This is a genomic window from Klebsiella sp. PK01 (assembly GCF_057624675.1).
In genome coordinates this window covers 79,403-95,798 of sequence record NZ_JBYEZM010000004.1, presented here as the reverse complement: position 1 = coordinate 95,798, position 16,396 = coordinate 79,403, and the positions used below count along the sequence as shown (strand labels likewise).

18 protein-coding genes and 1 tRNA gene are annotated in these 16,396 nt (G+C 52.3%); 15 read left to right on the top strand and 4 right to left on the bottom strand.

Annotation, left to right across the window (positions count from 1 at the left end; translation table 11 throughout):
* Positions 1-50: 50 nt before the first annotated feature.
* Entirely contained in the window at positions 51-848 is a 798-nt protein-coding gene (locus AC22LX_RS13670) for a sulfite exporter TauE/SafE family protein (RefSeq protein ID WP_045391041.1), read from the bottom strand.
* Between the two features lie 101 nt (positions 849-949).
* Between AC22LX_RS13670 and AC22LX_RS13665 the strand changes: the two genes are divergently transcribed.
* The gene (locus AC22LX_RS13665; protein ID WP_063447283.1) at positions 950-1,747 is read left to right on the top strand and encodes an AraC family transcriptional regulator; all 798 of its coding nucleotides are present in this window, start codon (positions 950-952) and stop codon (positions 1,745-1,747) included.
* A 226-nt stretch (positions 1,748-1,973) separates the two neighbouring features.
* A complete protein-coding gene (locus AC22LX_RS13660) occupies positions 1,974-2,540 on the top strand; it encodes a C40 family peptidase (RefSeq protein WP_032707509.1) in 567 nt (188 codons plus the stop codon).
* Between the two features lie 64 nt (positions 2,541-2,604).
* Here the strand turns inward: AC22LX_RS13660 and phoE are convergent, their stop codons facing one another.
* Positions 2,605-3,657 (bottom strand): phosphoporin PhoE, encoded by a 1,053-nt coding sequence (gene phoE, locus AC22LX_RS13655; RefSeq protein ID WP_487334023.1) that lies wholly within the window; start codon positions 3,655-3,657, stop codon positions 2,605-2,607.
* A 289-nt stretch (positions 3,658-3,946) separates the two neighbouring features.
* On the opposite strand from phoE, the gene proB reads away from it, so the two are divergent.
* From proB to AC22LX_RS13615, 8 genes are all read left to right on the top strand, one after another.
* Positions 3,947-5,050 carry a glutamate 5-kinase gene (gene proB / locus AC22LX_RS13650; protein WP_015368077.1) on the top strand — a complete coding sequence of 368 codons (1,104 nt, stop codon included), beginning with the start codon at positions 3,947-3,949 and terminating at the stop codon, positions 5,048-5,050.
* A 10-nt stretch (positions 5,051-5,060) separates the two neighbouring features.
* Positions 5,061-6,314: a glutamate-5-semialdehyde dehydrogenase gene (proA, locus tag AC22LX_RS13645; RefSeq protein ID WP_047046033.1), complete on the top strand. Its 1,254-nt coding sequence runs from the start codon at positions 5,061-5,063 to the stop codon at positions 6,312-6,314.
* A gap of 114 nt (positions 6,315-6,428) precedes the next feature.
* Positions 6,429-6,504: transfer RNA gene (locus AC22LX_RS13640), tRNA-Thr, on the top strand.
* A 759-nt stretch (positions 6,505-7,263) separates the two neighbouring features.
* Positions 7,264-7,728 (top strand): STM2901 family protein, encoded by a 465-nt coding sequence (locus AC22LX_RS13635; protein WP_015704509.1) that lies wholly within the window; start codon positions 7,264-7,266, stop codon positions 7,726-7,728.
* Entirely contained in the window at positions 7,722-8,048 is a 327-nt protein-coding gene (locus AC22LX_RS13630; protein ID WP_032712695.1) for a DUF1493 family protein, read from the top strand. Before AC22LX_RS13635 ends, AC22LX_RS13630 begins: the two co-directional genes overlap by 7 nt.
* A 238-nt stretch (positions 8,049-8,286) precedes the next feature.
* Positions 8,287-9,386, top strand: a protein-coding gene (locus tag AC22LX_RS13625; protein WP_487334022.1) for an IS3 family transposase whose coding sequence is annotated in 2 segments (ribosomal slippage) — positions 8,287-8,542 and positions 8,542-9,386 — 1,101 coding nt in all. Because the reading frame shifts where the segments join, the coding sequence is not laid out codon by codon here.
* 284 nt (positions 9,387-9,670) lie between these two features.
* Complete coding sequence (locus AC22LX_RS13620; protein WP_032712692.1) at positions 9,671-10,108, top strand: STM2901 family protein; 438 nt, start codon at positions 9,671-9,673, stop codon at positions 10,106-10,108.
* A gap of 2 nt (positions 10,109-10,110) precedes the next feature.
* Positions 10,111-10,425, top strand: coding sequence for a DUF1493 family protein (locus tag AC22LX_RS13615; protein ID WP_032712691.1), 315 nt, complete (start codon positions 10,111-10,113; stop codon positions 10,423-10,425).
* 108 nt (positions 10,426-10,533) lie between these two features.
* Here the strand turns inward: AC22LX_RS13615 and AC22LX_RS13610 are convergent, their stop codons facing one another.
* Positions 10,534-11,172 (bottom strand): ECs1377 family protein, encoded by a 639-nt coding sequence (locus AC22LX_RS13610; RefSeq protein ID WP_047046043.1) that lies wholly within the window; start codon positions 11,170-11,172, stop codon positions 10,534-10,536.
* Positions 11,173-11,452: 280 nt separating this feature from the next.
* Here AC22LX_RS13610 and AC22LX_RS13605 point away from each other — a divergent pair, with 280 nt between their 5' ends.
* On the top strand, positions 11,453-11,899 hold the full coding sequence (locus tag AC22LX_RS13605) for an STM2901 family protein (RefSeq protein ID WP_045391052.1): 447 nt from the start codon (positions 11,453-11,455) through the stop codon (positions 11,897-11,899).
* A complete protein-coding gene (locus AC22LX_RS13600) occupies positions 11,893-12,243 on the top strand; it encodes a DUF1493 family protein (RefSeq protein WP_045391055.1) in 351 nt (116 codons plus the stop codon). The genes AC22LX_RS13605 and AC22LX_RS13600 overlap by 7 nt, the downstream gene beginning before the upstream one ends.
* A 160-nt stretch (positions 12,244-12,403) precedes the next feature.
* Here AC22LX_RS13600 and ampC-Kaer read toward each other — a convergent pair whose 3' ends face one another.
* A complete protein-coding gene (gene ampC-Kaer / locus AC22LX_RS13595; RefSeq protein WP_213292744.1) occupies positions 12,404-13,549 on the bottom strand; it encodes an AmpC-Kaer family extended-spectrum class C beta-lactamase in 1,146 nt (381 codons plus the stop codon).
* Positions 13,550-13,691: 142 nt separating this feature from the next.
* On the opposite strand from ampC-Kaer, the gene ampR reads away from it, so the two are divergent.
* The 3 genes from ampR to AC22LX_RS13580 all read left to right on the top strand — a co-directional run bounded on the left by ampR (position 13,692) and on the right by AC22LX_RS13580 (position 16,309).
* Positions 13,692-14,582 (top strand): LysR family transcriptional regulator AmpR, encoded by an 891-nt coding sequence (ampR, locus tag AC22LX_RS13590; RefSeq protein ID WP_045391061.1) that lies wholly within the window; start codon positions 13,692-13,694, stop codon positions 14,580-14,582.
* 446 nt (positions 14,583-15,028) lie between these two features.
* Complete coding sequence (locus tag AC22LX_RS13585; RefSeq protein WP_045391064.1) at positions 15,029-15,556, top strand: fimbrial protein; 528 nt, start codon at positions 15,029-15,031, stop codon at positions 15,554-15,556.
* A 69-nt stretch (positions 15,557-15,625) separates the two neighbouring features.
* Positions 15,626-16,309: a fimbrial biogenesis chaperone gene (locus tag AC22LX_RS13580; protein ID WP_045391067.1), complete on the top strand. Its 684-nt coding sequence runs from the start codon at positions 15,626-15,628 to the stop codon at positions 16,307-16,309.
* Positions 16,310-16,396 lie beyond the last annotated feature (87 nt).

Here is a 16,396-nt window from a genome sequence, read left to right as displayed (position 1 = left end):
TGCGAGAGCATGTATAAAGAAGATGACAGGAGCATGATCCGCCAGCGCTTTCAGCCCACCCCGCCAAAGCCCATCGCCAGCAGCACCAGTAGCAATAGTAGCGGGTAGATCCGCACGTGCCAGCGATCGGGGAGTTTTGCCAACCAGCGCGATGCGCACCGCAATCCCAACCAGCTCCCGGCCACCAGCAGCCCGGCCGCCAGCCACCAGATATTACCGATGAAACCGGAGGGCAGCGCCGCCATCGGCGCCATCAGCAGCCACGTCAGGCTGGCGGTCGCCGCCAGCGGCAGGGTCAGCAGGTTGGCCATCGCCGCGGCCTGCGCCATCGTCGCGCCACGCCGGCGCATCAGCGGCACGGTCATCACGCTGCCGCCGACGCCAAGGAAGGCGGCAATCAGGCCAATTCCGCCGCCAAGAATAGTCTCGCGCCCCGCGCTCGACGGTGCGCAAGCCGCCGACGGCGCCATAAAGCCGGGGCGAACGTAGCAATCCACGATGGTCACCGCCAGGTACAAAATGAACAGCCAGCGGATCCACTCGCCGTTGACCCTCAGCGCCAGCGCCGCGCCGGCAATACCGCCGATGGCGATGCCGCCAAGTATCGGCAGCAGGGAGCGCCAGTGAACCGTTCCGGCGCGCAGGTGGCGGCCGCTTGCCAACAGCGACGTGCACAGCATCACCAGCGCCGACGTCGCTACCGCTATTTGCATCGCCTGACCGCCTACTGCGCCCTGATGGCTCAGCAACAGGTAAAGCAGCGGCACGGTAACAAAGCCGCCGCCGAAGCCAAACAGCCAGGTAGTTACCCCGGACAACAGTCCGCAAACAAAAAGCCCAAATATCATCTACCGTTCCTCCATTCAGGGAGGTAACGATATAGAATAGCGAAATGGCTGACTTACGATTAAAGGCCAATATATTACGATTTTCAGCCAGGAGAGTACGCATGCGCAATATCGCGATTAACGAAGTCGATCATCTGCCGCGCCGGGTATTGGGTCTGGGGAGCGATTATCCGCCTGACACCCTTTTACCGCGCCATCATCATCGACGAGCGCAGTTTCTCTATGCCGTGAATGGCTTGATGAAAGTCGAAACCGATGACGGCCAGTGGCTGGTGCCACCGTTCAGCGGCGTATGGATACCCGCTAACAAACCGCATCGCGTCTGGATGCCGGGCGTGAGCACCCATAGCCTGTATATCGAACCGCAGGACGCGCCGCGCGCCGGGGTACGCTGCGAAGTATTGCAGGTTTCGCCGCTGCTACATCAACTGCTATTGGCCGCCTGCCAGCTGCCGCTGTTATATGAAGAGAGCGGACATGATGCGGCGCTTATCGCCCTATTACTGTTTGAACTGCAGGCCGCCCCGCCGCTGCCGATGTTTACGCCGCTACCGCAACATCCGCGGCTGGCTGAACTATGCAGCGCGTTTCTCCGCCAGCCGGAGATTCACAGTACGCCGGAGCTGTGGGCCCAAAAGATGAATAAAAGCCTGCGCACCTTCAACCGCCGCTTTTTGCAGGAGACCGGGATGGCGTTTCGCGACTGGCGTCATAAAGCCTGCCTGATGTACGCTCTCACCGCCCTGCGAGAAGGACGAAGCATTACCGACGTGGCGTTAAGCCTTGGCTATGAGCATCCGGCGGCATTTACCGCCATGTTCCGCAAAGCGATGGGCTATGCGCCAGCCTCTTTTATCCGCCATCTTAAAGGAGGCACGCCTGTCTCTCACGCCAGATAAATAAGAACATCCTGATTCTGGCCTGTTATATTTTGATTTAGATAGTAAACATTTATTAATAAATAAAATCACCGCGTTTACTATCTGAAAAATGTGCTTATTACGGTACCGGCGAATTTATGCCTGCAGTACGTAAGTTTTCGTAAATTTTGCGTTTCATCATTCTGACGTTTCCCTGAATACGCTATAAATGGCGACGGTCGATCCCTAACATGAAAATAACGACATGAAGCCCAAACTCACCCACGCTTTATTACTTGTTCCTTTATTGATTTTGGCAGGATGTTCATCTTCCCCAAAAAAACCGCCCAAGGCGGTGGCGCAGCATCATTACGAGCCAATCGACAGCGGCTCCGACGATCTGATACCGGTGCTGGCCGCCCTGCACGATCAGATGCACACCTGGGACGGCACCCCTTACGAATGGGGCGGCACCGACCAGAGCGGCGTCGACTGTTCCGGCTTTGTCTGGCGTACGCTGAAGGACCGCTTTAATCTGCCAATGGACCGCGTGACCACCGGCGATCTTCTGCATATGGGCGTGCGCGTTAGCAAGCAGCAGCTGCGGCCTGGCGATTTAGTCTTCTTCCGCATTCACGGCGGCATGCACGTCGGTTTCTACGATACCGACCATAACTTCCTGCACGCCTCCGCAAGCCAGGGCGTCATGCGTTCGTCGCTGGATAATCCGTACTGGAACCGCGTATTTTATCAGGCGCGGCGCTTGCCGAAGGAATATAACGCGCAGATCACCATGAATAACGACAATCTGCATCTGGCGAAAAACCGCTAATCCTGACAAATAAAAACCGCGGCGCTCAGGGCCGCGGTTTTTATTTTTCTTGCGCTCAGTTTTATCAGAACTGATAGGTCATCCCCAGCGCGACGATGTCGTCATCGTTAATACCGAGCTTATTATCGCTCTTCAGCTGGTTAATTTTGTAATCCACAAAGGCGTTCATGTTTTTGTTGAAGTAGTAGGTCAGGCCGACGTCAATATAATTGACCAGATCTTCGCTGCCGACACCTTCAATATCTTTGCCTTTCGACAGTACATAGCCCAGAGACGGACGCAGACCGAAGTCGAACTGATACTGGGCGACCGCTTCAAAGTTCTGCGCTTTATTAGCAAAACCACCGCTGATCGGGGTCATTTTACGGGTCTCAGAGTACATTATCGCCAGGTAGATATTGTTGGCGTCGTACTTCAGGCCGGTAGCCCAGGCTTCCGCTTTGGAGCCCTGGCCGCGCGCCAGCAGGTTCTGATCGTTGGTACGGTCAGAACTTGTATAAGCCGCACTGACGGCGAAATCACTGCCGCCGAAATCATAGCTTAAAGAGGTGCCGAAGCCGTCGCCATTCTGTTTTTTCGCTTCACGGCCTTCGTTTTTGCCCTGGTATTGCAGGGTCATATTCAGACCATCGACCAGGCCGAAGAAATCGGTGTTGCGGTAGGTCGCCAGGCCGCTGGCGCGTTTGGTCATGAAGTTATCGGTCTGTGCGGAAGAGTCGCCGCCGAACTCCGGGAACATATCGGTCCAGGCTTCAACGTCGTACAGCGCGCCGAGGTTACGACCATAGTCAAATGATCCAAACTCTTTTAACTTCACGCCGGCAAACGCCAGACGGGTTTTCTGCGAAGAATCGCTTTCGGTTTTATTGCCGGAGAATTCGGATTCCCAACGGCCATAACCGGTCAGTTGATCGTTGATCTGCGTTTCGCCTTTGATACCGAAGCGAACGTAGGTCTGGTCGCCATCCTTGCTGTCATAATCGCTGAAGTAGTGCATGGCTTTCACTTTGCCGTACACGTCCAGTTTATTGCCGTCTTTATTGTATACTTCCGCTGCCTGTGAAGCCGAAGAAGCAACAAAACCCATCATCATTAATGCCAGTGAACGCTTTTTCATTATGTGGTCCTGGTGATTTATCTACACGCGCTAATCAATTCCGGGCGAAAGCCCCGTCAAAAACTGGAGGTTTTTTAACGCTGTAGTGTTAAATATTTATGACGAAATGGAACTTTTTATAAAAAAGAATGTTTAAATATTTCCGTCATAAATATGTCACCTTGCCTGCGCAGAATGCCCGATCCGCGCAATAAAATGGCTTGACCAATACGCCAGCAGTTGGCAAGCGGCCTGACTCCTGTTACAACATCAGCTCGATCTCGATATTCCTTTTGAACGGCAGAAAATCATGAGTGATAGCCAGACGCTGGTGGTAAAACTGGGCACCAGTGTTTTAACGGGCGGATCCCGACGCCTGAACCGCGCCCATATCGTTGAGTTAGTGCGCCAGTGCGCGCAACTGCATGCCATGGGGCACCGCATTGTGATTGTAACTTCCGGGGCCATCGCCGCCGGACGTGAACACCTCGGCTACCCTGAACTGCCCGCCACCATTGCCTCAAAACAGCTGTTGGCGGCAGTCGGCCAAAGCCGTCTTATCCAACTGTGGGAGCAGCTTTTCTCTATTTACGGCATTCATGTCGGCCAGATGCTGCTGACCCGTGCCGATATGGAAGATCGCGAGCGGTTCCTCAACGCCCGCGATACCCTGCGCGCGCTGCTGGATAACAATATTGTGCCGGTCATTAATGAGAATGACGCCGTCGCCACCGCTGAAATCAAAGTCGGCGACAACGATAATCTTTCCGCCCTGGCGGCCATTCTCGCCGGCGCCGATAAACTGCTGCTGTTAACCGATCAGCCGGGACTCTTTACCGCCGACCCGCGCAGCAATCCGCAGGCTGAGCTTATTAAAGATGTCTACGGCATCGATGACGCGCTGCGCGCCATCGCAGGCGATAGCGTTTCCGGCCTCGGCACCGGCGGCATGGGCACCAAACTGCAGGCTGCGGACGTCGCCTGTCGCGCGGGCATCGATACCATTATCGCCGCCGGCAACCGCCCGGACGTTATCGGCCACGCGATGGAAGGCCTGCCGGTGGGCACCTGTTTCCACGCTCAGGAATCACCGCTGGAGAACCGCAAACGCTGGATCTTCGGCGCGCCGCCGGCCGGTGAAATCACCGTCGATGCCGGGGCGACTCAGGCTATTCTGGAAAGAGGAAGCTCATTGCTGCCAAAAGGCATCAAAACCGTCAGCGGGAATTTCTCCCGCGGCGAAGTTATCCGAATCCGCAGTAGCGAAGGCCGCGATATCGCTCACGGCGTAAGTCGCTATAACAGCGACGCCCTGCGCCTGATCGCCGGGCAGCACTCGCAGCAAATCGATGCCATCCTCGGCTATGAATACGGCCCGGTGGCCGTCCATCGCGACGATATGATTACCCGTTAAGGAGCTGAAAATGCTGGAACAAATGGGCATTGCGGCCAAAGCGGCCTCTTACCAACTCGCGCTGCTTTCCAGCCGCGAGAAAAATCAGGTTCTCAACAAGATTGCTGATTATCTGGAAGCGCAGACCGAAGAGATCCTGCGCGCCAACGCCGAAGACCTCAGCGACGCCCGCGCCAACGGCCTGAGCGACGCCATGCTCGATCGCCTGGCGCTGACGCCGGCGCGCCTGCGCGGCATCGCCGATGACGTGCGTCAGGTGTGTAGCCTGGCGGATCCGGTCGGCCAGGTGATTGACGGCGGTCTGCTGGATAGCGGCCTGCGTATCGAACGTCGTCGCGTGCCGCTGGGAGTGATCGGCGTGATTTATGAAGCGCGGCCGAACGTGACCGTCGATGTCGCCTCTCTGTGCCTGAAGACCGGCAACGCGGCTATTCTGCGCGGCGGTAAAGAGACCTGGCGTACCAACGCCGCGACGGTGAAAGTGATTCAACAGGCGCTGCAGGAGTGCGGCCTGCCGGCTGCCGCGGTGCAGGCAATCGAGAGCCCGGATCGCGCGCTGGTCGGCGAAATGCTGAAGATGGATAAATACATCGATATGCTGATCCCGCGCGGCGGCGCAGGCCTGCATAAGCTGTGCCGCGAGCAATCCACCATCCCGGTAATCACCGGCGGTATCGGCGTGTGTCATATTTTCGTCGACGATTCGGCAGAGATCGCACCGGCGCTGAAGATCATCGTTAACGCCAAGACCCAACGTCCGAGCACCTGCAATACCGCCGAGACGCTGCTGGTACACCGTAATATCGCCGATACCTTCCTGCCTGCGCTGAGCAAACAGATGGCGGAGAGCGGCGTGACGCTGCATGCCGATCCGGCCGCCCTGCCCCTTCTGCAGCACGGTCCGGCGAAGGTGGAGCCGGTGAAAGCGGAGCAGTACGACGATGAGTATTTATCGCTGGATCTGAACGTGAAAGTTGTTGCCGATCTCGATGAGGCGATTGCCCATATTCGTGAGCACGGCACCCAGCATTCCGATGCTATTCTGACGCGTACCCTGCGCCATGCGAATCGCTTTATTAATGAAGTGGATTCGTCGGCGGTATACGTTAACGCTTCTACCCGCTTCACCGACGGCGGCCAGTTCGGCCTCGGCGCGGAAGTGGCGGTCAGCACCCAGAAGCTGCACGCCCGCGGGCCGATGGGTCTTGAAGCGCTGACCACCTATAAGTGGATTGGCTTCGGCGACGATACCATTCGTGCTTAACGCTAAGCGGGTGATGCAAAAGTAGCCGTTTGATTCGAAAGGGCATTGACGCATCACCCACTTAGTTTTAACCTTCTACCCCGTGCTTCACGCAGGTGAACGCGTCCTTTCAGGGCCGATATAGCTCAGTTGGTAGAGCAGCGCATTCGTAATGCGAAGGTCGTAGGTTCGACTCCTATTATCGGCACCATCTAAGAAAATCAATAGCTTAGGTTAAAATCCCCAAGAGATCGTATCTTCTAAAATCACACCCAAACGCCTGTGTTGTACTGGCTTTGGTATCGTACAACCTATGGGCAGGTAGTTACCGTGCTCAACCCTGTACAGTTATCTATTTGAAGCCGGAAGACGCCCAGCGACTCTAATCCTCATACCAAAACCCTTAGCAAAGTTCCACGCTTCGTGCGGCGCTCAATGATGCAACACGTCGAGATGACGTTGCAGAGAATAAACAGGCGTAATGTTGGGAAGACTAACCGGATCAGGAAAGAATCCGGCTCTGCCACGGTTTCGATCACCGGAGTATAACGATCACCTGATAAGAGAACATGCTAAGGCTTTATCCTCCCTGCGAAGGGATTCAACCTGCGGAAGCGCTACGCGCCGCCTTTTCTTATGTGCCCAACACGGCACGTAATGGTCATCTATTATCTGCACCATTGTAACTTTCGTTGTACTGTCTCTCTGCTGTACGTTGCGCGCTGGCAGATTCAGCGGAGGAGATATCATGTCAAAAGCTAACCAAAAAGCAGCTACGAAGCGCAACAACCGTAAGATTCACGCTCGTAAATTCCGGGCAGCACCAGAGGGGAAAGCCTGACTTGCTAAGGAGCAGGAAGAGCTAGAGGAAATCAAGCTGGCACGAGCGGCTAACAACATGTTTTAGAGGTGACTGTATGAAAAGCAGCCGTTATGATTGCAATACATTCAGAGTCATAAGGATTGGGACGTGGATACAGTCGAGGAACTTAACGGAACATACTTCTATGCGGGGCGTTCAAACCTCACCGCCTCCGAGCTATTTTTCATGGTCTTCTGTGAAAATGTTGTTGATCAACTTGGTTTAGGTCTTGTTGATTTCGGTGCTGTAGTTGCCATTGTATCTGGGCGTAATACTCTCCCTACAAGGGCAAAACCAAACGGTGCTGAAAAGGGAACATCCTATGCGTCTAAAGCCTCGCGAAAAGTGTTCAAAAAAGCGCAGTTCCCTTTCGGTATCAAACTACCTTCCGTTATTGGTGGTTATCCACCTTCTACAATCAGAATCAGGGCGGTAGCTAACATTGGAACATTTACGGGCAGGGCTATTCCTGTCGTGGGGTGGGTTATCTTAGCTTCTGATATCTCTCAAATCACCTATCGCACTATCCGAGACTACAACGCTATAGCGCGGGGTAACGATAAGTTATGGTAAACAATGTTGAGCAGCGCGTTTATGAGCTTGTACGGCCTTACGCTGGCACGTACCTATTCAAGTTCAAGAAAGTAGAGCTAACACCTGAAACGGATCTTGATACTGATTTGAGTCTTGATGAGCTTGAAGCTGGTGAGTTAATGGATAAGTTTTTCGATGCGTTCAAGGTTGAACGGGGAAAATTTAAAATAGAAACTTACTATCCCGATCAGCCTGTTTCATGGAATCCATTTAAGAAAACAGAGCCTGTTCCTGTACCAGATTTCAATGTTGGTATGCTGATCGAATCAGCTAAAGCCGGAAGATGGTTGTACGAATAAGGGGCGCACCGCCCCCAGTAAATGCTAACTTATTTATCCGTAATAAAATTAAGAATTCTTTACATGGATTAAAAGGAGATTAAGAAATGATTGAGTTGACATCAGGGGTTGTTAACTTCATTTTAAATAAAATTGGGTTGATTTTTTCCTTAGCTGCATTGATCTCCTCCCTGAAAACAGTACCAGTCTAAACTGAAGTATCCGGTCTTTCTTCCATCTCACAGAGAGGCACATCGCCATGAAAAAGACCGGTTATACCGAAGAACAGATCGCGTTTGCGCTGAAACAGGCCGAAACCGGCACCCGCGTCAGGGAAGTCTGCAGAAAGATGGGCATTTCTGAGGCCACGTTTTACAACTGGAAGAAGAAATTCGCCGGTCTGGGCGTAACGGAACTGCGCCGTCTGCGGCAACTGGAGGATGAAAATCAGCGGCTGAAGAAACTGATGGCAGACCTGAGTCTGGACAAGGAGATGCTGCAGGAGGTACTGAAACAAAAGTTCTGAGGCCGGCTCAGAAGCGCCAGGCGGTGCATTTTCTGCTGGAGGCCTATCATATCAGTGTCCGCCGGGGATGCGGGTTGCTGATGCAGAGCAGAACTGTCTACCACTGGCAGAGCCGGCGTGACGATCGGGCGATAACCCTGCGTATCCGGGAAATAGCGGAAACCCGGATACGGTACGGTTGCCCGCGTATTCATATCCAGTTGCGGCGGGAAGGCTGGCAGATTGACCACAAGAAAACACACCGGATTTATTGTCTGGAAGGCCTGAATTTGCGCAGAAAGCGCCCCCGCAGGCATGTCAGTGCCGCACGCCGCCAGCAGCGCCCGGCCCTGACGCATATCGATCAGTGCTGGAGTATGGATTTCGTGTCGGATAGTCTGTTTAACGGGCGGCGTTTTCGGGCGCTGACCGTAGTGGATAATTTTAGTCGGGAGTGTCTGGCGATCCATGCCGGAAAATCGCTGAAAGGCGAGGATGTGGTCAGCATAGTGGAAGCATTACGGGTGCTGGATAAACGCCTGCCGGTGCGTATCCAGACGGATAACGGCAGCGAGTTCATCTCGAAAAGTCTGGATAAATGGGCGTATGAGCACGGTGTCACGATGGACTTCTCCCGTCCCGGGAAACCGACCGATAACCCGTTTATTGAGTCATTTAACGGCAGCCTGCGGGACGAATGTCTGAACATTCACTGGTTCCTGTCACTGGAAGATGCGCAGGACAAACTCGACAAGTGGCGCAGGGAATATAATCATGAGAGGACGCATTTATCACTAAATGACATGACTCCGGCTGAATTTATCCGGAGTCTGCAAAAAGACGAAGATCTCTGATTTAGCACTGCACTGAATTTGGGCCAAGGTCAAAAAAACGGAACTCTCAAAAAGTGCGTGGAACTAAAACAGGTGTGCTTACAAGATGACGTTGCAAAGCATGGTTAGAACTGAAGAAGGTTGAAGAGGCTGTATTAAAACTTGTCTCTGATGCAAGGAAGTTTATCTAACGGGGCTTGATGGCTGGTATTGTCCAAAACCAGCCATGATTTAGGATTAATCACGCGAGCATCTATTAACTGTTTCTAATATCATCGAATGGCTAATGTTTATGGGGGGGTAGGATGGATACTACAGAACAGGTAAACGGATATTATTTTGATGGGAAGTCAAATTTAAGCGAAAGCGAACTGTTATTTTGGTTACTCATGGATGAGAGTTATAAACAGTTTGGTGATTTGCTGGATTACTTTGCGTGGGGCTCAATGATTCTTAGTCTGCCTTTAGTCCCTGTACGAGGTAAGATTGATTACCGCCGTGCAACCAAAGGCACAAGTCCTCTATCTCTTGTTTTCCGTAAGGTGTTCACAGGCTCTTTTGAAACACGTAAAAAGACACTTACCATTAAGTCGATACTCCGCAAGGATTGGGCATACACTACCAGTATTGGCGGCTACATTGGACGTTGGGTACCGTGGATTGGTGTTGTGGTCACTGTTTATGATATTGGTGTCATTACTACTAATGTTGTTCACCGTTATCGATTAATTACGGGGAAATAGGCATGGATATTGATGCTACTGTTCACGGACTGATCGAAAAGCACTTTTGGAAGATGGACAATGATACATCACTGAGTGATGGTGATCATGTAGTACTTCCAGAGGATATGGACTCATTTCTAAATGACTACTCTGAATCATTGAATGTAGATATCCAAAGTTTTAACTTTCGTCGCTATTTTCCCAATACTGGTATTTGGTTTCTTCCAAACGCCATTCTTCCTGAATACCTCAAAACAGACCACCACAAACCAGAACCATTGACGGTACAAATGTTTATTGAAAGTGCTAAAGCCGGGCGCTGGCTCTATGACTGATCGTCCGTGTTAAAGGTTTTGGCATAAAGGCAAGAGCCTTTATTAGTTTTTTCATGGGGATATCCTCATGGAGCTTATGAAGACATTACTAACATCGGTGTGTATTAATCAACGGGAGCAGGTCCCCACCTGATACGCCGCTATCATTCGCGTCGTTCTGGTCAGGCTATCCGCCACCTCCACTTCCGCAGTCGTAATCGCCATTCCCGCAGAACGCAGCGCCGAAATATCCGCGGCGATACGCTGGATACCAAACCAGAACAGCCCATCCAGCGCATTGACCTGCAGGCCACTTTCCAGCGCCAAACGTAACCGCTCGCGCGGCGCCTTTATCTCTTTTGCCAGCTGCTGATAGGGCGCGGCGGAAACCGCATCCGGCCCGCTGCGAATAATCCGGCTCACAAAGCGATAACGAAACTCATCCGGAACGGCGCTGAGATCGGCTTTCAGGCTGTAAACGCAGCCGCGCTTCTTACCATTAATCACCACGTTCTTTTGATTCAGCGCCAGCGCATGGCGTAAGCGATCCACCAGCTGCGGGGCGCGAATAAGCAATAAACGAAACGGCAGTTCGAAGCTGGTGGCGTAGTCGACATTCAGCAATGCAGTACGCAAACGCGTTTCACTGTTCGCCTTTTCCTGCTGACATTCAGCAATAACTTCCGCCCACTGGCGGGTAATACGTGGGGATTCGTTGCGCTCGATGAACTGAAATTTTTCAATCTGATAGTCAATACGTCCAGCCATTGCCGTTCCCTGTGGTTCACCATCTCGCTGATAGTTTTCAGCAGATTGCGTCTATTCGCAAGTAGCAGTTCGCTTTAAATCATCATGTGCTAACTTCACCAGGGAATATTAGCTGAACAAATAAAAATAGATGAGAAAAGAAATTTTTATTAATTGATTAAATGATTTAACAGAACATTTAATAAGAGCTATCTTTCAGAAAACGTTTATATCAACAGTTATTGTTTCCAATAAACCAGGCAGCTACATTGCGTAAAAATAGCATTACTGGGATATAAAAATGGACACAACAGAACAAATTAATGGAACATATTATTACAATGGCAAGTCAAACCTCTCGTCCCATGAACTTCTTTTTTGGGTTTTTCTCGATACTGCAGCCATTCATTTTGGAGTAGATGACATCATGACCATTGCGTTAATCATGCTTGGTCAACCTATAAAAAATACCCGGACAAAACCAGGCGGAGCGACTAAAGGGACGAGCATTTTGAGCCATGAGTTACGGAAGGTTTTACACAATGACTTAAAAGTCAGGCTCCCGACGTTAACCAACCAATCCATCCGTAATCTTAGATGGAGCTATGTCACCAATCTGGGAGCATTCGTTGGACGCTGGATACCCATCCTCGGGATTATTTACCTGACAGGGGATGTAATTTATGTATCAATAAAAGCAACCACTAGATACAACGCCATTGCCAGAGGTGACGATAAATTATGGTAGATCAAGACAATATCGCAGCAGCCGTTCTGGCATGGTATGAAACGCAATGGAACAAGCCGACACTTACCGGCAAAAAGCAGCAGGTGAATGCGGATTTATCACTCAATATGGGCGATTATCCCTGGGCCAGAGAAAGTGGCGATGACATCATGCAATCGTATTTCCGTCAGTTTAATGTAAAGCAAGATGCATTTGATTTATTTAATTATTGGCCTCCCGAACAGGGTTTCCTCCCTAATTTCCTATTACCGAAATCCAAACGCATTTCTCCGCGCACACCGGAGCCGTTAACACTCGCGATGCTCATTGCGTCAGCACAGGCTGGGAGATGGCTGTATCGTTAGTTGTTTGAAAATAAAGAGCCCCTCCCCCGGATAGCGGCGCGCTACGCCTTATCCGGGCTACCGGTTAGTGCCAACTTGTAGCCCCGGTAAGCGTAAGCGCGACCGGGGTTTTTCTCAGTTAGCGCCAACCTTGGCCCCGCTAAGCGCAGCGCAACCGTTCTTACTGCAGCGCCTCAAGAATATGATACGCCGCCTTCACCCGCTCCGGGTTGGGGTAGCTTTTATTCGCCAACATCACGATGCCGAGATCCTGTTGCGGGATAAAGGCCACATAGCTGCCGAATCCGCCGGTGGAGCCGGTTTTATGTACCCACGAGGCTTTCACCGGCGGCGCGGGTGGATTGACCGCCGTTACCGGCATCGCGGCGAGCGCTACCTTATTATCGCTGCCGTTAATTACTACCTCGGCCGACACCGGCCAGTTCAGCATCTCCCAGCCGAGTCCCTGATACATCCCCCCGGCACGCCAGTAGCGCGACTGTGCCAGCTGGATCCCCTGCCGCAGGTTTTTATCCTGTACCGTCTCGCGGTTCATATTCGCCAGCACCCAGTGCGCCATATCCTCAATGCTCGACTTCACGCCGTAAGCCTCAGCGTCCAGCTGCCCCGGCGAAACGTGTACCGCGTTACCGTCGCGATAACCCCAGGCGTAATCCTTGCTCTGGGCGGACGGTACGTTAATCCAGGTGTGGCTCAGTTTTAACGGCTGCAATACCCGCTGGCTCATCGCCTGTTCAAAGCTCATGCCGGAAGGTTTCACCGCCAGCGCGCCGAACAGGCCAATGCTGGTATTGGCGTACTGCCGCTTACTCCCTGGCGCCCACTGCGGTTGCCAGTTCTGATAGTAACGCAGTAATGCCGCTTCATCCGTCACCTCGTCCGGAACCTGCAGCGGCAGACCGCCTGCGGTATAGGTGGCGAGATGCAACAGCGAAATCCCCTGCCACTGCTGGCCGGTGAGTTGCGGCCAGTACTTCTGCGCCGGATCGCTGAGCTTAATTTCACCGCGCGCCACCGCATCGCCGCCAAGCACGCCGGTGAAAGTCTTACTAACAGAGCCCAGCTCAAACAACGTCTGTCGCGTCACCGGACGCTGCCCGGCGACATCGGCCTGGCCCCAGGTGAAATAGTAGGGTTTGCCGTGATAGATCACCGCCACCGCCATCCCCGGTATCGCCTGTTCTTTCATTAACGGGGTGATGGTCTGATTGACCAGTTCGCGCAGCTGCTCCGCCGTTTGCGGCGCGGCAAACGTCGAAAATGAGGCGCCCAGCAGCAGTACGCCTGTAAGGGATTTTTTCATCATGAAGTATTTTTCCATTATCGGTTCTCGCTCAATATCCACTCTCGTCCGGGCCCTTCAGACGCGCTCAGTGTCGGTGTTTTGCACAGCGCTGACAAACTGTTAAATTTAGCAGCAGGCTTTAGTTTTTCTAACGGATAATGTTATGACACGCAGCTATCTTCCTCTCAATTCACTGCGGGCGTTTGAAGCGGCCGCCCGGCATCTCAGTTTTACCCGCGCGGCGATTGAGCTCAACGTCACCCACTCCGCCATCAGCCAGCACGTGAAGACGCTGGAGGAACACCTTAACTGCCAGCTGTTCGTTCGCGTGTCGCGCGGCCTCAAGCTCACCACCGAAGGCGAAGGCCTGTTACCGGTACTCAATGAGTCGTTTGAAAGGATAGCCGGGATGCTCGACCGCTTTACCGGTCACCAGGCGCAGGAGAAGCTCAAGATCGGCGTAGTCGGCACTTTCGCTACGGGCCTGCTGTTCCCGTTGCTGCCAGCCTTCTGGCGCGAGTGTCCGCATATCGATTTGCAGATCTCCACCCATAATAATCGCGTCGATCCCGCCGCCGAGGGGTTGGATTATGTGATTCGCTTCGGCGGCGGCGCCTGGCACGATACCGCCGCGCAGTATCTGTGCGCCGCCCCGCTCTCCGCGCTGTGCGCTCCGTCGTTAGCTGCCCGGCTAAATACACCGAAGGATATTTTGCAGTTCACGCTGCTCCGCTCTTATCGCCGCGACGAATGGTCGGCGTGGATGCAGGCAGCGGGAGAACTTCCGCCTTCGCCAACCCATCGGGTTATTGTCTTCGACTCATCAGTGACCATGCTGGAGGCGGCGCAGGCAGGCTTAGGCGTAGCTATCGCCCCGGTAAAAATGTTCAGCCATCTGCTGGAAGAAAAACGCATTGTGCAGCCGTTTAAGATTCATATCGATCTCGGCAACTACTGGCTGACACGTTTGCAATCACGCACGGAAACGCCCGCGATGCTGCATTTTTCCCGCTGGCTGGCGGAGGCCTTAAAAGGGGTTAATTCGGCGGAGTAATCCGCCATCAGAAGGCGCTCCCGAAGGAAACAGGAAATATTTGGAAATAACGCTTACACATTATGCATAGCGCTGGATAAATCAGCGTTTTTAATTTGCCCTGGCTTGCGCAGAAACGTTTACCCCCCTGAGAAACAAAAACAATAAAACAGTTTAAAAACAACACCTTAATTAATTACCTTTCCCCATAGCATCCTCCCCAGCGCCCCGCTGGCTATAAAATTATTATCGTTGCCGTTATCAGATAAGTCCGATCAAGTGCATCGTTTATGTCTATTAATTTCCTGTAATTAAGTCACCGAAGCAATCAAACCGCGAAAACTGTTGCTGTATATTTCATCGCGATCAACACGCCAACATAGGTTATCTGGATACCCATCTGCACGGTATTCGCTTGCCGTGTTTGATTACCACAATGGTTATCCCCTTAAGTACATGGAGTTAAAATGAATAAGAAATTACTGCCTGTTGTAGCACTGATCCTGTCCGCGTCCGCCACCAGTGCTTACGCAGTTAACGGCAAGGTCAACTTTACCGGTGAAATCATCCAGTCAACCTGTACTGTGACTTCTTCCGACCAGAACAAAGACGTTTTCATCGGTAAATACCCGACTACCGCGTTCAACGCTGTTGGCGATGTTACCGCTTCTAAAGCGTTCACCATCAACCTGGAAAAATGTGAAGCCGGTGATTACTCCCTGCGCTTCGACGGTGCGACCGTTGCCGGTAACCCGAACCTGCTGTCCGTTGATAACGCTGGCGGCGTAGGTATCGAAATCCTGACCAACGACGAAAAAATCGTCCCAATCAACCAGAGCGCAGACGACAACTCCCCGTGGGTTAACGTTGCAGCGTCTGACGACAACAGCGGCACCGCGGTATTCAACCTGAAAGCTCGCTACAAATCCTTCCTGAAGGATGTGACTGCTGGTTCTGCTAACGCAAACGCCACCTTCACCATCGAATACAAATAATACGGATAATCCCGTTTTAGGGTAGACGTTTTGGCCATGGATGGCTGGTAACATTATTTGGAACGTGAAATGAAAAAGTTATTAACCGCTTTATTGTTATTTGTCTCGCTGGATACTTTTGCGGGTATTCAGGTCGATCAGACTCGGGTTATTTATAACGGCGGGGAAAAATCTGCGGCGTTATCCATTCACAATGATACCGATGAAACATGGATGGTTCAGACCTGGCTTGATACCGGTGACGCCACCGCAACGCCAACCAATTTACCGATGCAGGCTATTCCGCCAATTTTAAAACTGGCGGGAAATAAAGACGCTATTTTGCGCTTTGTTTATTCCGGCAGCGGACTACCAACCGACCGCGAATCCGTGTACTGGATCAACGTGCAGGAAATTCCGCCTTCGGCGAAACAAGAAAACGTGCTGCAAATTGCGATCCGCACCCGCGTGAAGTTGTTCTATCGCCCTACCACGCTGAAAACCACCTTGCAAAAGGAAGCGCAGGCCCTGACCTGGCGCAAGCAAGGTAATGAGCTGGTCGTGACTAACAAAGGTCCGCTGCACGTGACTTTCGGCGTACTGACGCTAAAGAGCGGCGCGAAGACCTGGAAAGTGAATGCTGACATGGTTAATCCCATGGACTCTCTGAACATCAAATTGCCAGCCGGCGCGGCGGCAGCGGATCAGATGTCATTCACTTTTATCAATGATTTTGGCGGACATACGGAAATTAAAGATATCCGCATTCAGTAAGAGAGCAATACAATGGCTAGCCATAACAAAATAAGGACGATCCCTGGATGTCTGGCGCAGCATGTTCGCTTTGCTGTTTACGCCTCG

Excerpts from the sequence above, each read along its gene's own strand:
- AC22LX_RS13630 (WP_032712695.1), top strand. The coding sequence starts at position 7,722 with ATGGTAAACAATGTTGAGCAGCGCGTTTATGAGCTTGTACGGCCTTAC.
- AC22LX_RS13605 (WP_045391052.1), top strand. The coding sequence starts at position 11,453 with ATGGACACAACAGAACAAATTAATGGAACATATTATTACAATGGCAAG.
- AC22LX_RS13610 (WP_047046043.1), bottom strand. The coding sequence starts at position 11,172 with ATGGCTGGACGTATTGACTATCAGATTGAAAAATTTCAGTTCATCGAG.
- AC22LX_RS13600 (WP_045391055.1), top strand. The coding sequence starts at position 11,893 with ATGGTAGATCAAGACAATATCGCAGCAGCCGTTCTGGCATGGTATGAA.
- proA (WP_047046033.1), top strand. The coding sequence starts at position 5,061 with ATGCTGGAACAAATGGGCATTGCGGCCAAAGCGGCCTCTTACCAACTC.
- AC22LX_RS13670 (WP_045391041.1), bottom strand. The coding sequence starts at position 848 with ATGATATTTGGGCTTTTTGTTTGCGGACTGTTGTCCGGGGTAACTACC.
- AC22LX_RS13665 (WP_063447283.1), top strand. The coding sequence starts at position 950 with ATGCGCAATATCGCGATTAACGAAGTCGATCATCTGCCGCGCCGGGTA.
- phoE (WP_487334023.1), bottom strand. The coding sequence starts at position 3,657 with ATGAAAAAGCGTTCACTGGCATTAATGATGATGGGTTTTGTTGCTTCT.
- AC22LX_RS13615 (WP_032712691.1), top strand. The coding sequence starts at position 10,111 with ATGGATATTGATGCTACTGTTCACGGACTGATCGAAAAGCACTTTTGG.
- AC22LX_RS13620 (WP_032712692.1), top strand. The coding sequence starts at position 9,671 with ATGGATACTACAGAACAGGTAAACGGATATTATTTTGATGGGAAGTCA.
- AC22LX_RS13580 (WP_045391067.1), top strand. The coding sequence starts at position 15,626 with ATGAAAAAGTTATTAACCGCTTTATTGTTATTTGTCTCGCTGGATACT.
- AC22LX_RS13585 (WP_045391064.1), top strand. The coding sequence starts at position 15,029 with ATGAATAAGAAATTACTGCCTGTTGTAGCACTGATCCTGTCCGCGTCC.
- AC22LX_RS13660 (WP_032707509.1), top strand. The coding sequence starts at position 1,974 with ATGAAGCCCAAACTCACCCACGCTTTATTACTTGTTCCTTTATTGATT.
- ampC-Kaer (WP_213292744.1), bottom strand. The coding sequence starts at position 13,549 with ATGATGAAAAAATCCCTTACAGGCGTACTGCTGCTGGGCGCCTCATTT.
- ampR (WP_045391061.1), top strand. The coding sequence starts at position 13,692 with ATGACACGCAGCTATCTTCCTCTCAATTCACTGCGGGCGTTTGAAGCG.
- proB (WP_015368077.1), top strand. The coding sequence starts at position 3,947 with ATGAGTGATAGCCAGACGCTGGTGGTAAAACTGGGCACCAGTGTTTTA.